9 protein-coding genes are annotated in these 14,104 nt (G+C 60.6%); 5 read left to right on the forward strand and 4 right to left on the reverse strand.

Annotated features, from left to right (window positions below):
- Positions 1-255: 255 nt before the first annotated feature.
- Positions 256-1,002 carry an SDR family oxidoreductase gene (locus tag HCU66_RS19080; protein WP_205889938.1) on the forward strand — a complete coding sequence of 249 codons (747 nt, stop codon included), beginning with the start codon at positions 256-258 and terminating at the stop codon, positions 1,000-1,002.
- A 149-nt stretch (positions 1,003-1,151) separates the two neighbouring features.
- Here the strand turns inward: HCU66_RS19080 and mapR are convergent, their stop codons facing one another.
- The 3 genes from mapR to HCU66_RS19095 all read right to left on the reverse strand — a co-directional run bounded on the left by mapR (position 1,152) and on the right by HCU66_RS19095 (position 4,492).
- Positions 1,152-2,561: a GntR family transcriptional regulator MpaR gene (mapR, locus tag HCU66_RS19085; protein ID WP_205889939.1), complete on the reverse strand. Its 1,410-nt coding sequence runs from the start codon at positions 2,559-2,561 to the stop codon at positions 1,152-1,154.
- A gap of 71 nt (positions 2,562-2,632) precedes the next feature.
- Complete coding sequence (gene ccoG, locus HCU66_RS19090; RefSeq protein ID WP_205889940.1) at positions 2,633-4,063, reverse strand: cytochrome c oxidase accessory protein CcoG; 1,431 nt, start codon at positions 4,061-4,063, stop codon at positions 2,633-2,635.
- 195 nt (positions 4,064-4,258) lie between these two features.
- Complete coding sequence (locus HCU66_RS19095; protein WP_205889941.1) at positions 4,259-4,492, reverse strand: DUF3203 family protein; 234 nt, start codon at positions 4,490-4,492, stop codon at positions 4,259-4,261.
- A gap of 25 nt (positions 4,493-4,517) precedes the next feature.
- Between HCU66_RS19095 and HCU66_RS19100 the strand changes: the two genes are divergently transcribed.
- The 4 genes from HCU66_RS19100 (at position 4,518) to glgB (ending at position 12,728) form a co-directional block, all read left to right on the forward strand.
- Complete coding sequence (locus tag HCU66_RS19100) at positions 4,518-4,847, forward strand: MgtC/SapB family protein (RefSeq protein WP_277397070.1); 330 nt, start codon at positions 4,518-4,520, stop codon at positions 4,845-4,847.
- A 226-nt stretch (positions 4,848-5,073) separates the two neighbouring features.
- Complete coding sequence (locus tag HCU66_RS19105; RefSeq protein ID WP_205889942.1) at positions 5,074-7,071, forward strand: alpha-1,4-glucan--maltose-1-phosphate maltosyltransferase; 1,998 nt, start codon at positions 5,074-5,076, stop codon at positions 7,069-7,071.
- Between the two features lie 81 nt (positions 7,072-7,152).
- The gene (gene treS, locus HCU66_RS19110) at positions 7,153-10,494 is read left to right on the forward strand and encodes a maltose alpha-D-glucosyltransferase (protein WP_205889943.1); all 3,342 of its coding nucleotides are present in this window, start codon (positions 7,153-7,155) and stop codon (positions 10,492-10,494) included.
- 2 nt (positions 10,495-10,496) lie between these two features.
- Positions 10,497-12,728 (forward strand): 1,4-alpha-glucan branching protein GlgB, encoded by a 2,232-nt coding sequence (gene glgB / locus HCU66_RS19115; protein ID WP_205889944.1) that lies wholly within the window; start codon positions 10,497-10,499, stop codon positions 12,726-12,728.
- 151 nt (positions 12,729-12,879) lie between these two features.
- Here the strand turns inward: glgB and HCU66_RS19120 are convergent, their stop codons facing one another.
- Positions 12,880-13,944 (reverse strand): autotransporter domain-containing protein, encoded by a 1,065-nt coding sequence (locus tag HCU66_RS19120; RefSeq protein WP_205889945.1) that lies wholly within the window; start codon positions 13,942-13,944, stop codon positions 12,880-12,882.
- Positions 13,945-14,104: the final 160 nt, after the last annotated feature.

Genomic DNA, 14,104 nt, shown 5'->3' on the forward strand with positions numbered 1-14,104 from the left:
CGATCCGTAGCAGCTGCCGAGCCTGCGAGGCTGCGTTCGGCGGCGCAGCCGTCGTGAAATCAGCTATCGCGGTGTGTCAGTAAAACCTTGCATATAGGGTTTACGACGGCTTCGCCGCCGAACGCAGCCTCGCAGGCTCGGCAGCTGCTACAAGACGTTTTTACCATGCCCCCTTGATGTGGGCCCATGCAAAACCGCGCAATGGCGGTTATTCTTGGCCCCGACTGCTTACGCTTGGAACGGGGGAATGCCAGCATGGACAAAGTCATCGTCATTACCGGAGGCAGCCGCGGAATCGGCGCCGCCACGGCCCTGTTGGCCGCCGAGCAGGGTTATCGGATCTGCATCAACTATCAGGCTGACGAGCAGGCGGCGCTCGGTGTGCTGGAGCAAGTCCGCGCACGCGGCGCCCAGGCTATCGCGGTGCGCGCCGACGTCAGCATCGAAGACGAAGTGATCGGATTGTTTCACCGGGTGGACACCGAACTGGGCCGGGTCACGGCCCTGGTCAATAACGCCGGCACTGTCGGGCAAAAGTCGCGGATCGACGAAATGTCGGAATTCCGCATTCTGAAAATCCTCAAGACCAACGTCCTGGCGCCGATTCTCTGCGCCAAACACGCGATCCTGCGCATGTCGCCCAAACACGGCGGGCAGGGGGGCAGCATCGTCAACGTGTCGTCGGTCGCCTCGCGTCTGGGCTCGCCCAACGAGTACGTGGATTACGCCGCGTCCAAAGGTGCGCTGGACAGCTTCACCATCGGTCTGTCCAAGGAAGTGGCCGGTGAAGGCATTCGCGTCAACGCCGTGCGGCCGGGTTACATCTACACCGATTTCCATGCCCTGAGTGGCGATCCGGACCGGGTCAGCAAGCTTGAGTCGGCGATTCCGATGGCGCGGGGCGGGCGGCCGGATGAAGTGGCGGAGGCGATTGTGTGGTTGTTGTCGGATAAGGCTTCTTATGCGACAGGGACTTTCGTCGACCTGGGTGGTGGGCGTTAACCCTTGGACTTGCTTTGTCTGTTCTGGCCTCTTCGCGGGCAAGCCACGCTCCCACAGGATTTGTGTCGTTCACAAGCTTTGTGACCAACACCGTTCATTGTGGGAGCGGGCTTGCCCGCGAAGAGGCCGGTACTGGCAACATCAAACCCTCAGAACGACCGCACAATCCGCCCCAACGTCTCCATCGCCTTCTCCGAATCCTCGGTCCACGGGCTGCCATAGTTCAACCGAATACAATTCCTGAACCGCTGGGTCGGTGAAAAAATCGGCCCCGGCGCAATGCTGATTCCTTGTGCCAACGCCATCTGAAACAGCTTCAGCGAATCCATCTGCGGTGGCAGTTCCAGCCACAGGAAGTAACCGCCGGCCGGCTGGCTGACGCGGGTCTGGGCCGGGAAGTAGCGGGCGATGGCGGCGAGCATGGCACTTTGCTGTTCTTCCAGGGCGTAACGCAGTTTGCGCAGGTGTCGGTCGTAGCCGCCGTGTTGCAGGTAATCGGCGATGGCAGCCTGGGCGGGCATCGAGGCGCAGAGCGAGGTCATGAGTTTCAGGCGTTCGATTTTCTGCGCATACCGCCCGGCGGCGACCCAGCCGATGCGGTAGCCGGGGGCCAGGCTCTTGGCGAACGAACCGCAGTGCATCACCAAACCTTCGGTATCGAAGGCCTTGGCCGGTTTCGGCGCCTGTTGCCCGTAGTAGAGTTCGGCGTAGACGTCATCCTCGATTAGCGGCACCTGGTGTTTGCGTAACAACTCCACCAGTTCCTGCTTCTTCGCCTCGGGCATGGTCGCGCCCATCGGGTTCTGGAAACTGGTCATGCACCAACAGGCCTTGATCGGATGCCGCTCCAGGGTCTGGGCGAGTACGCCGAGGTCGATGCCGTCTCGCGGGTGGACGGGAATTTCCACGGCTTTGAGCTTCAACCGTTCCAACACTTGCAGGCTGGCGTAGAACGCCGGGGCTTCGATGGCCACCAGATCCCCAGGCTCGGTGACGGCTTGCAGGCACAGGTTCAGTGCTTCCAGCGCACCGTTGGTGATCAGCAGTTCTTCCATGGGCAACATCAGCCCGCCGACCATGTAGCGCAGGGCGATTTGCCGACGCAGTTGCGGATTGCCCGGTGACATGTCGGTGACCACCATGCGCGGGTCCATCTCCCGGGCGGCACTGGCCAGCGAGCGAGACAACCGCTGCAGCGGGAACAGCGTGGGGCTGGGGAAGGCCGAGCCGAAGGGTACGGTGGTGGGGTCCTTGATCGAGTCCAGCACCGAGAACACCAGTTCGCTGACGTCGACTTCGGTGGACTCGTTGACCTGGCTGCTGATCACCGGCTCCGAGAACGGGCTCGGTGCGTGTGTATTGACGAAGTAGCCGGAACGCGGTCGCGCGCGGATCAGGCCACGACGTTCGAGCAGGTAATAGGCCTGGAACACCGTGGACGGGCTGACGCCGTAGGTCTGGCTGGCGTAGCGCACCGACGGCACCCGATGGCCGGGGCCGAGGACGCCGGAGCGGATCAGTTCAGCGATGTCGTCGGCGAATTTTTCGTAGCGTTTCATCGAGTGCCCGATTTGGAATTATTCATGTAGTGCGCTGTTGTGCATCCGACAAAGGATTGCATTTTAAAGCCTCAACGGTTCATCGGCGCAACAAACCGGCTCTTGGCCACGCTATGGACGCCCGGCTCATCGCTGTCGACAATCTTGAAACTGATCGTCTGCGAGCTGCTGCCCGGCCGTTCCGTGATCATCGCCACCGACACTGGTACATCGACAATCTCGCCGGCGGCCAGGCTCAGCTCGGTCTTGCCTTGCAGCTGGAAGCCGTCGCCGTCGACCAGCGTCAATCGATAATCCTGACGTTGCTGGGTCTTGTTGATGACCTTCAGGCTATAGATGTTTTCGATCTGGCCTTCACTGTTCTCGCGGAACAGGCCCCGATCCTTGCTCACGTCCAGTGACACCATCGGCCGTTCCACCAGGGCCAGGGCGAGGGCGCCGATCATCACCAGCAGCACGGCGGTATAACCGATCAGGCGCGGGCGCAGCAGGTGGGTCTTGCCACCCTGCAATTGATGCTCCGAGGTGTAACTGATCAGCCCTCGGGCGTAGCCCATTTTGTCCATGATCGAGTCGCAGGCGTCGATGCACGCGGCGCAACCGATGCATTCCATCTGCAAGCCGTCGCGGATGTCGATGCCGGTCGGGCAGACCTGCACGCACACCTGGCAATCGATGCAATCACCCAAACCGACTTCGGCGGGTTTCACCTCACGTTTGCGCGGGCCACGGTTTTCACCGCGGGCCACGTCGTAGGAAATGGTCAGGGTGTCCTTGTCGAACATCACGCTCTGGAACCGCGCATACGGGCACATGTGCATGCACACCGCTTCGCGCAGCCAGCCGGCGTTGATGTAAGTGGCGCCGGTGAAAAACAGCACCCAGAACAGGCTGACACCGCCGATTTGCAAGGTCAGCAGTTCTTCGGCCAAGGGGCGGATCGGCGTGAAGTAGCCGACGAAAGTCAGGCCAGTGAGCAGGCTGATGGCCAGCCACAGGGTGTGTTTGGCCGAGCGGCGCAGCAGTTTGTTCAGGCCCCAGGGTGCGGCTTGCAGCTTGATCCGCTGATTGCGCTCGCCTTCGGTGATCTTCTCGCACCACATGAAGATCCAGGTCCAGGAGCTTTGCGGGCAGGTATAACCGCACCAGACTCTGCCGGCGAATACGGTGATTGCAAACAGGCCGAAGGCGGCGATGATCAGCAGCGCCGACAGCAGGATGAAATCCTGCGGCCAGAAAGTCGCGCCGAAGATGTGGAATTTGCTTTCGGACAGATCCCAGAGCACCGCCTGGCGGCCGCCCCAGTTCAGCCACACCGTGCCGAAGAACAGCAGAAACAGAAACCCCGCGCCGCTCATGCGCAGGGTACGGAACAGACCGGTGAAGCTGCGGGTGTGGATCAGATTGTCGCTGGACTTGGCCTTCATCTTTGGACGCAAAGGCTCATCGCTTTTTATGAATGAGGCAGGTTCAACGGTTCGGACGGGGATTCTATCGCTCATGGTCTTTCGCTCATCAGCCTCCATCAGGCCTGAGCACTATGACCAGCGATCTGTTTGCGTAACAGACTCAGCTAGAGCAATAAAAAGCGGATCAGATGGACTGCTCACACTGACCTGCGACAACTTGATGCACCCGCAATGACGGGCTTCATGCGCCTATGTCAGGTGTTTGCCGCTTGTGTTGATGCGGGTCAGTCAAATCACCGAATCACTGTCCGTGGCCTTCAAATGCCGGCGGCCATCCACGGCGCCTGCTACGGTCAATGCATCGGCTTCTGCTTCGGTGATGTAGAAGCGCTGGCCGTCGAGGTCGACCGCCGACATGGATTTTTCCGCGTCGGTGATGACGGTGACGTCGGGACAAAGACGAATTTCTTCGCCGCTTTGGGTGATGAAGAAGCAGGTCTGGTTTTCGATGCGCACGGTCATGGAGCCATCCTTTTTCTGTGGGTTCATGAGTGTTAGGACCCATCCGCCGGTCATCGTTCTGTGCAACCGATTAATGGTGGGGGCCCAGGCCGATGCCATGAGTCGGGTGGTGCAGGGCGTGATCGCCGGCATCGGCTTTCTCGGTGCCGGGACGATCCTGAAAAACACTGACGGCGATGAGGCCCATGTCAAAGGCCTGACCACCGCCGCCGGGTTGTGGATGACCGCGGCCATCGGCGTTTCAGCCGGGCTGGGCCGCGAGGCGACGGCGGTGTTCAGCACGTTGCTGGCGTTGGTAATCCTCGGTGTGATGCCGGTCATCGTGCGCCAGCTGGAAAGGGATCGCACCCCTTGAATCTTTACGGATTCACGATCACCGGTGGCAGATGGCGTGAGTCGTGCTTAAGTGGATTGACCCGTGCACAGCAGAGTGGACTCCCCGAAAGATCAGGCAAATCCCGCTGAACTTTTCCCGGTGCCTGTCGCTCGGAACCTAAGTGAGTTCATCTCGGGGCGGACCGCCGAGTGTGAATGACAACCAGGCACAAGAGCGTCCTTGGGGCGTAAAGGAGCGATGCTCGATGACTGAAAAACCCACAGAACTGAGCTACAACCCGCATATTCCGCTGTCCCAGGCGTTACTGCTGCCGCGGATCGTGATCGAAAACACCATGCCGACCCTCGATGGCGGGCAATTCGCGGTTAAAGCCATTGTCGATCAGGACGTGGTGGTGATCAGCAAGGTGTTTGCCGACGGCCACGACAAACTGGCCGTGCGCATACGCTGGCGTGCCGAAGGCGACGATACCTGGCAAAGCGAAGTGATGGCCGAGTTGGGCAATAACGGCTGGCAGGGTCAGTTCCGCGTCGAGAAGCAGGGTCGCTATCTGTTCTGCCTTGAAGCCTGGATCGATCAGTACGCCAGCTTTTGTTATGAGCTGGAAAAAAAGCACGCCGCCGGTGTCTCGGTCAGCCTGGAGTTGCAGGAAGGGCGCACCCACGTCCAGCAGGCCGCCGAACGCTCCGAAGGTCGCCTCAGCGAACAACTGTCGGCGCTGCACCGTGAGCTGTCCGGTCTGCTCGAAACCGAGCAGATCGCCTTGTTTCTGCACCAGCGCAGCGCAGACTTGATGGCCGAGGCCGACCATCGTCCCTTCCTGAGCCTGAGCCCTGAATACCCGGTGGATGTGGAGCGCACGCTTGCGCAGTTCGCCAGTTGGTATGAATTGTTTCCGCGCTCGATCACCGATGACCCGGCCCGGCACGGCACCTTCAACGACGTGCATTCGCGGTTGCCGATGATTCAGGACATGGGCTTTGACGTGCTGTACTTCACACCGATCCACCCGATCGGCCGCAGCTTCCGCAAAGGCCCGAACAATGCATTGATCTGCGGCCCCGACGATCCGGGCAGCCCTTACGCCATCGGCAGCGAAGAGGGCGGGCATGAGGCGATTCACTCGGAACTGGGCACTCGCGAAGATTTTCGCCGACTGGTCGCGGCAGCCGCCGAGCATGGGTTGGAAGTTGCTCTCGACTTCGCGATTCAATGTTCCCAGGATCATCCGTGGCTCAAAGACCACCCGGGCTGGTTCAACTGGCGACCGGACGGCACGATCAAATACGCCGAGAACCCGCCGAAAAAATATCAGGACATCGTCAACGTCGATTTCTATGCCGTGGAGGCGATTCCCAGCCTGTGGATCGAGCTGCGAGACATCGTGGTGGGCTGGGTCAAGGAGGGCGTGAAGCTGTTTCGCGTCGACAACCCTCACACCAAACCGCTGCCGTTCTGGCAGTGGATGATCGCCGATGTGCGCACCCTGTACCCCGATGTTATTTTCCTGGCCGAAGCCTTTACCACGCCGGCAATGATGGCGCGTCTGGGCAAGATCGGTTACTCCCAGAGCTACACCTATTTCACCTGGCGTAACACCAAGACCGAGCTGGCGACCTATTTCACCGAACTCAACGAATCGCCGTGGCGTGAATGCTACCGGCCGAATTTTTTCGTCAATACACCGGACATCAACCCGACGTTCCTGCATGACTCCGGGCGTGCCGGTTTTCTGATCCGTGCCGCGCTGGCGACCATGGGCTCTGGCTTGTGGGGTATGTATTCGGGCTTCGAACTGTGTGAATCGGCCCCGGTGCCGGGCCGGGAGGAATACCTCAATTCCGAGAAGTACGAGATCCGCCCCCGGGACTTCACCGCGCCGGGCAACATCATTGCCGAAATCGCCCAGCTCAACCGCATCCGCCGGCAGAACCCGGCGTTGCACACGCACCTGGGTCTGAAGGTCTATAACGCCTGGAATGACCACATTCTGTACTTCGGCAAGCGCAGCGTGGATGGCAGCAATTTCATTCTGGTGGCCGTCAGCCTCGATCCGCATCACGCTCAGGAAGCGAATTTCGAATTGCCGCTGTGGGAAATGGGCCTGCCCGACGATGCCAGTACACAGGGCGAAGACTTGATGAACGGCCACCGCTGGACCTGGCACGGCAAGTATCAGTTCATGCGAATCGAACCGTGGCATCTGCCGTTCGGGATCTGGAGGATTACCGCACGTTCATGATCGTTCCCACGCTCTGCGTGGGAACGCCCACGCAGAGCGTGGGAACGATCAGGCGTTATCCAGTCTCGACAGGAGTTAAAAATGGCGAAGAAACCCAGGTCAGCCACCTTCATCAAGGACCCGCTCTGGTACAAGGACGCGGTGATTTACCAGGTTCACGTTAAGTCTTTTTTTGACTCCAACAATGACGGAATCGGCGACTTTCCCGGCCTTATCGCCAAACTCGATTACATCGCCGACCTGGGCGTCAACACCATCTGGCTGTTGCCGTTCTACCCCTCGCCACGGCGCGATGACGGTTATGACATCGCCGAATACCGTGGCGTGCACCCCGACTACGGCACCCTGGCCGATGCCAAGCGCTTCATTTCCCAGGCCCACAAACGCGGACTGCGGGTGATTACCGAACTGGTCATCAACCACACCTCGGACCAGCACCCCTGGTTTCAGCGCGCGCGCAAAGCCAAACCCGGCTCGGCGGCCCGCGACTTCTACGTCTGGTCCGATAACGATCAGAAATACGACGGCACCCGCATCATCTTTCTCGACACCGAAAAGTCCAACTGGACCTGGGACCCGGTGGCCGGTCAATACTTCTGGCACCGTTTCTATTCCCACCAGCCGGACCTCAACTTCGACAACCCGCAAGTGATGAAAGCGGTGCTGTCGGTGATGCGTTATTGGCTCGACATGGGCATCGACGGCCTGCGGCTGGACGCGATTCCGTACCTGATCGAGCGCGACGGCACCAACAACGAAAACCTCCCCGAGACCCATGACGTCCTCAAGCAGATCCGTGCCGAGATCGACGCCAATTACCCCGACCGCATGCTGCTGGCCGAGGCCAATCAGTGGCCGGAAGACACTCAGCTGTATTTTGGAAACACCGACGCCAAAGGCCAGAACGGCGATGAATGCCACATGGCCTTTCATTTCCCGCTGATGCCGCGCATGTACATGGCGTTGGCCCAGGAAGATCGCTTTCCGATCACCGACATTCTGCGCCAGACCCCGGAAATTCCTGCCAATTGCCAGTGGGCGATTTTCCTGCGCAACCACGATGAGCTGACCCTGGAAATGGTCACCGACCGGGAGCGTGATTACCTGTGGAATTACTACGCGGCCGACCGTCGGGCGCGGATCAACCTGGGGATTCGTCGACGCCTGGCGCCATTGATGGAACGCGATCGTCGTCGCGTGGAGCTGCTCAACAGCCTGCTGCTGTCGATGCCCGGCACGCCGACCCTGTATTACGGCGATGAAATCGGCATGGGCGACAACATCTACCTGGGCGATCGCGACGGGGTGCGTACGCCGATGCAGTGGTCCATCGACCGTAACGGTGGCTTCTCTCGCGCCGACCCGGCCAGCCTGGTGTTGCCGCCAATCATGGACCCGCTGTACGGCTACCTGTCGGTCAATGTCGAAACTCAGGCCGGCGACCCCCATTCGCTGCTGAACTGGAACCGGCGCCTGCTCGCGGTGCGCAAGCAGTCCAAGGCCTTCGGTCGCGGCACGCTGAAAATGCTTTCGCCGAGCAATCGGCGGATTCTGGCGTATACCCGCGAATTCACCGGTCCGGACGGCAAGCACGAGATCATTCTGTGCGTGGCCAACGTGTCCCGCAGCGCGCAAGCGGCGGAACTGGATTTGTCGGCCTATGTCGGCATGGTTCCGGTGGAGATGCTCGGCGGCAACGCGTTTCCGCCCATTGGCCAGTTGAATTTCCTGCTGACGCTGGCGCCTTACGGCTTCTATTGGTTCGGCCTGGCGGCGGAGAACCAGATGCCGAGCTGGCATGTGGAGCCGGCGCAAAGCCTGCCGGACTTCACCACCCTGGTGCTGAAAAAACGCATGGAGGAACTGCTCGAAGCGCCATCCCGCCACACGCTGGAGCAGGGCATTCTGCCGAGCTGGTTGCAGAATCGCCGCTGGTTCGCCGGCAAGGATGGCACCATCGACAGCGTCAATCTCGCTTACGGCGTGCGCTTCGGCGATCCGCAGCATCCGGTGCTGCTCAGTGAAATCGACGTCACCAGCGCTGGCCAGACCAGCCGCTATCAGTTGCCTTTCGGCTTTATTTCCGAGGAGCACGTCGGCGCGGCCTTGCCCCAGCAATTGGCGCTGGCCAGGGTTCGGCGCGGTCGGCAGGTCGGTTTGATCACCGACGCCTTCAGCCTCGACAGCTTTGTTCATGCGGTGTTGCAGGGGCTGCAGGCCAGCACGGTGTTGCCGTCGGACGGTGGCGAGATCCGTTTCGAGCCAACCGACGAATTGGCAAAACTGGGGCTGAGCGCCGAGTCGGAGGTGCGTTACCTGTCCGCCGAGCAATCCAACAGTTCGGTGGTGATCGGCGCCAGCCTGGTGCTGAAGCTGATCCGCAAGGTCGCGTCAGGGGTGCACCCGGAACTGGAAATGAGCGCGTACCTGACCCACGCCGGTTTCCAGAATATTTCGCCGCTGCTGGGGGCGGTGATTCGTCGCGATGCGGCGGGCGAGGACACGCTGTTGATGATCGCCCAAGGCTACTTGAGCAATCAGGGCGATGCGTGGGAGTGGACCCAGAACAACCTCGAGCGGGCGCTTCGCGACGAACTCGCCGATGCCGTGTCCGAGCAGGAACAGCACTACAATGCCCTCGGCGAGCTGAAGGATTTCGCCGGTATGCTCGGCCAGCGACTGGGGGAAATGCATCAGGTGCTGGCGACTCCGAGCGCCAACCCGGACTTCGCTCCACAAATCACCAGCCAGAAAGATGCGCTGGCCTCGGCCAAGGCTGTGGCGGCTCAACTGGAACACGCACTGACGTTGCTCAAGCAGCATCAAACTGAATTGAGTACGGCGGATCAAGCGTTGGTCAGTCGATTACTGGACAACAAAAAAGCCATCCTCAGCCATGTTCAGGTACTGGCCAAAAAGGCTGTCGGCGGTTTGCGTATCCGCGTCCACGGCGACTTGCACCTGGGGCAAGTACTGGTAATCAAGGGCGATGCCTACCTGATCGATTTCGAAGGCGAACCGGCGCGACCGCTACACGAACGACGGGGCAAACACAGCCCGTACAAAGACGTCAGCGGCGTGTTGCGCTCCTTCGATTACGCCGCGGCGATGGCGATTAACGTACACAATGTCGATAACACCGCCGATGCCCAGGCGGCGCGTCAACGGGTCGCCGATCGTTATTTAAAAGAGGCGCGGCAAGCATTTGTCGACGCTTATCGGCTGGCGGCAGCTAGTCTTGCTCATGCATGGCAAGATCCTGAAGGGGAGGACGCCGCGCTGGCGTTGTTCGGTCTGGAGAAGGCGGCATATGAAGTGGCCTATGAGGCGGAAAATCGCCCCACGTGGCTGCCCGTGCCGTTACACGGTTTATATGGATTATTGAGCGGGCTTAAACCCTTTTCCGATCTTGGTGGAGAGTAGTCATGAGTTTCTTGAACAAGGAACAGGGGCACGTTAAAGAGGCGCTGCTACCCGGGGCGCGGGACATCGACGCATTGGTACGCGCCGAACATCAGGATCCATTCGCAATCCTCGGCCCGCACGGCGATGGTGCTGGCGGGCAATTCATCCGGGCTTATCTGCCGGATGCCTTGAGCGTCCAGGTGGTGGACAAGGAATCCGGGGAAGAGCTCGGCAGCCTTGAAACCACCCAAACCCCGGGGCTGTTCGTCGGGCACTTCGAGCGGGCCCGGCCCTATCTGTTGCGAACCCGTTGGGCCGGTGGCGAGCAACTCGCCGAGGACCCTTACAGCTTTGGCCCGTTACTCGGCGAGATGGACTTGTACCTGTTCGCCGAGGGCAATCACCGGGATCTGAGCAGTTGCCTCGGTGCACAGTTGAAGACGGTCGATGGCGTGGAGGGTGTGCGCTTCGCCGTGTGGGCGCCGAACGCCAAAAGGGTCTCGGTGGTCGGCGATTTCAACGTCTGGGACGGTCGCCGGCATCCGATGCGCCTGCGTCATCCTTCCGGGGTCTGGGAGTTGTTCATCCCGCGCCTGCAAGCGGGGGAGGCCTACAAATACGAAATCCTCGGGGCTCACGGCATTCTGCCGCTCAAGGCCGACCCGGTGGCCCTTGCCACCGCGCTGCCGCCAGACACCGCCTCGAAAGTCGCCTCACCGTTGAGAATCGACTGGCAGGATCAGGACTGGATGCTGTCGCGGGGCGAGCGTCAGCGCACCAGTGCGCCGCTGTCGATCTACGAGTTGCACGCCGGTTCCTGGCAATGCGAGCTGGATGATCTGGGCGAAGTCGCCCGTCAGTACACCTGGCCCGAGTTGGCCGAGCGGCTGATTCCTTATGTGAAAGAGCTGGGTTTTACCCATATCGAGCTGATGCCGATCATGGAGCATCCGTTCGGTGGCTCGTGGGGTTATCAACTGCTGTCGCAATTCGCCCCGAGCGCCCGTTACGGCACGCCGGATGAATTCGCCGCTTTCGTCAATGCCTGTCACCGGGCCGAGATCGGCGTGATCCTCGATTGGGTGCCGGCGCATTTCCCCACCGATACCCACGGCCTGGCGCAGTTCGACGGCACCGCGTTGTACGAATACGGCAACCCGATGGAGGGCTTTCATCAGGACTGGGACACGCTGATTTATAACCTGGGCCGCACCGAGGTGCATGGTTATATGCTGGCGTCGGCGCTGCATTGGCTGAAACATTTCCACGTCGATGGTCTGCGGGTCGACGCGGTGGCCTCGATGCTGTATCGCGATTACTCACGCAAGGCCGGCGAATGGGTGCCCAACCGTCACGGCGGTCGGGAGAACCTGGAGGCCATCGATTTCCTGCGCCATCTCAATGACGTGGTAGCCCTGGAAACGCCGGGCGCACTGGTGATTGCCGAAGAATCCACGGCGTGGCCGGGTGTCAGCCAGAGTACGCAACAGGGCGGGTTGGGTTTTGCCTATAAATGGAACATGGGCTGGATGCACGATTCGCTGCATTACATTCAGCAGGATCCGGTGTACCGCGCCCATCATCACAATGAACTGAGTTTCGGCCTGGTGTATGCCTGGTCCGAGCGCTTCATCCTGCCGATTTCCCATGACGAAGTGGTGCACGGCAAGCATTCGCTGATCGACAAGATGCCCGGCGACCGCTGGCAGAAATTTGCCAACCTGCGGGCGTATCTGAGCTTCATGTGGACGCATCCGGGCAAGAAGCTGTTGTTCATGGGCTGCGAATTCGGCCAGTGGCGTGAGTGGAATCACGATCAGCAACTGGACTGGTATCTGCTGCAATACCCTGAACACCAAGGGGTGCGCAAACTGGTCGGCGACTTGAATCGGTTGTATCGCGAAGAGCCGGCGCTGCATGACCAGGACGATGCCCCGCAAGGTTTCCAGTGGTTGATCGGCGATGACGCGCTCAACAGCGTCTATGCCTGGCTGCGCTGGAGCAAGGAGGGGCGGCCGGTGTTGGTGGTGGCCAACTTCACCCCGGTGCCGCGTCAGTCCTACCGCGTGGGCGTACCGTTTGCCGGGCGCTGGATCGAGTTGATCAACAGCGATTCCGACACTTACGCCGGGTCGAATTACGGCAATGGCGGCGGTGTGCTCACCGAGGAAGAGCCGAGCCATGGTCAGGCGCTGTCACTTGTGTTGAATTTGCCTCCGTTGGCGGTGTTGATCCTCCGTCCGGAGGGTTAGGATCCTGATCCTCCTGACCTGATCGTTCCCACGCGCAGCAAAGGGATGCAGCCCGGGACGCTCCGCGTCCCAAGAGCGGACGCAGAGCGTCCATTGAGGCATCCCTTTGCTGCGCGTGGGAACGATCATCACAACGATCATCGGCCAGGCCTCACCACCGCATCCGCACCCCAAGGCTGCCAATCAAGCCGTTCAAATCATTGTCATCCACGTCACTGCTGTAATCGGCGCTGATGTACAGGCTGACCAGAGGCGTTACCCTGGCCACCAACCCCAGACCCACATCCACCGTCGATGACTTGCGGCTGCTGCTGATTTTGTCGACCTGATCCAGGCTCACGCTATTGCCGGTGTATACCGTGTGCCACACGTTGGTCCGCACATAGGGTTCGATCGGCAGGCCGTTAATGTCGTAACTGCCTTTCAAGCGCGCACCGACCCGCCCGCTCCAGGACGTCAGGTCACTGGACGAGGCATTGCCCGACCCGGAATAGGGGGTGTCCAGCGTGATGCGTTGATTGATCAACTGTGCCTGGGGTTCGACCACCCAGTTATCGCCAAGACCAATGGGAAAACCACCTTCCACCGAAAACGTCACCGCGCTGCCTTCGGTGGCTTGCCGCGCGCCCTGGTCGTTGCGGCTGTAACCGGTGACCCGGCCGCCGCTGGCCGTCAAGTCAACGTGCCAGCCTTGAGGAGCGGTCAGGCTCCAGTAGGCGCCAAGACTTTGGCCTTGAAGGTTGAGCGTGTCATGGGCTGGATCGGCGAGGGCGTGGCTGGTCAGCAGGCCGTTTTCGTTGCCCTGGAATTGCGCGGTGCCGCCGATCAGCCCGACCCGTTGGGTATGGCCGCTGTTGCTTTGCACGGTCAGGAGCGCCGGAGCCTTGAATTCGCTGGCGCCAGAGATAGCACCCTGGGCCAGATAATCGGCCTGGGCCTGCCGCGACGCTGGCCCGTAGACGCGGTCCCAGGCCGAAGGCGCTGCGTCTTCGATCGTCAGGCGCGAGCTTTGCAGGTCGGGGTTGACGGGGAAGCGGCCGGGATACGTGGTGGAGCCGAAGGGTAAGGTGAGTGTCGGCAGTTGTTGGTTGTACCAGGGCGTTGTTTCGTCCTCGGAAGGCGACGCTCGCACCTCCATGGATGAGCACAGCAGGAGTGAACCCGAGACGACGCAAAAAGTGATTTTTATCTCTTGTGGGGTGAATGAAGTTCTCATGGAGGGCTACCTTGCAATCGCATGCGTATCTCGCTGTGGCGTCTCTCCTACCCCGAATGAGGGGCGACCGAATGGATTGAGGCAAGGTCCGACCCGCCCGTTTTTACAGGTGTCTGGAGGCTTGCCCCTGATGGATTTCCGGGGGTAGTAAGGATTAGCT

Source organism: Pseudomonas frederiksbergensis, from assembly GCF_017114915.1.
Taxonomy (GTDB): Bacteria; Pseudomonadota; Gammaproteobacteria; order Pseudomonadales; family Pseudomonadaceae; genus Aquipseudomonas; species Aquipseudomonas frederiksbergensis_I.

Excerpts from the sequence above, each read along its gene's own strand:
- HCU66_RS19080 (WP_205889938.1), top strand. The coding sequence starts at position 256 with ATGGACAAAGTCATCGTCATTACCGGAGGCAGCCGCGGAATCGGCGCC.
- mapR (WP_205889939.1), bottom strand. The coding sequence starts at position 2,561 with ATGAAACGCTACGAAAAATTCGCCGACGACATCGCTGAACTGATCCGC.
- ccoG (WP_205889940.1), bottom strand. The coding sequence starts at position 4,063 with ATGAGCGATAGAATCCCCGTCCGAACCGTTGAACCTGCCTCATTCATA.
- HCU66_RS19095 (WP_205889941.1), bottom strand. The coding sequence starts at position 4,492 with ATGACCGTGCGCATCGAAAACCAGACCTGCTTCTTCATCACCCAAAGC.
- HCU66_RS19100 (WP_277397070.1), top strand. The coding sequence starts at position 4,518 with ATGAGTGTTAGGACCCATCCGCCGGTCATCGTTCTGTGCAACCGATTA.
- HCU66_RS19105 (WP_205889942.1), top strand. The coding sequence starts at position 5,074 with ATGACTGAAAAACCCACAGAACTGAGCTACAACCCGCATATTCCGCTG.
- treS (WP_205889943.1), top strand. The coding sequence starts at position 7,153 with ATGGCGAAGAAACCCAGGTCAGCCACCTTCATCAAGGACCCGCTCTGG.
- glgB (WP_205889944.1), top strand. The coding sequence starts at position 10,497 with ATGAGTTTCTTGAACAAGGAACAGGGGCACGTTAAAGAGGCGCTGCTA.
- HCU66_RS19120 (WP_205889945.1), bottom strand. The coding sequence starts at position 13,944 with ATGAGAACTTCATTCACCCCACAAGAGATAAAAATCACTTTTTGCGTC.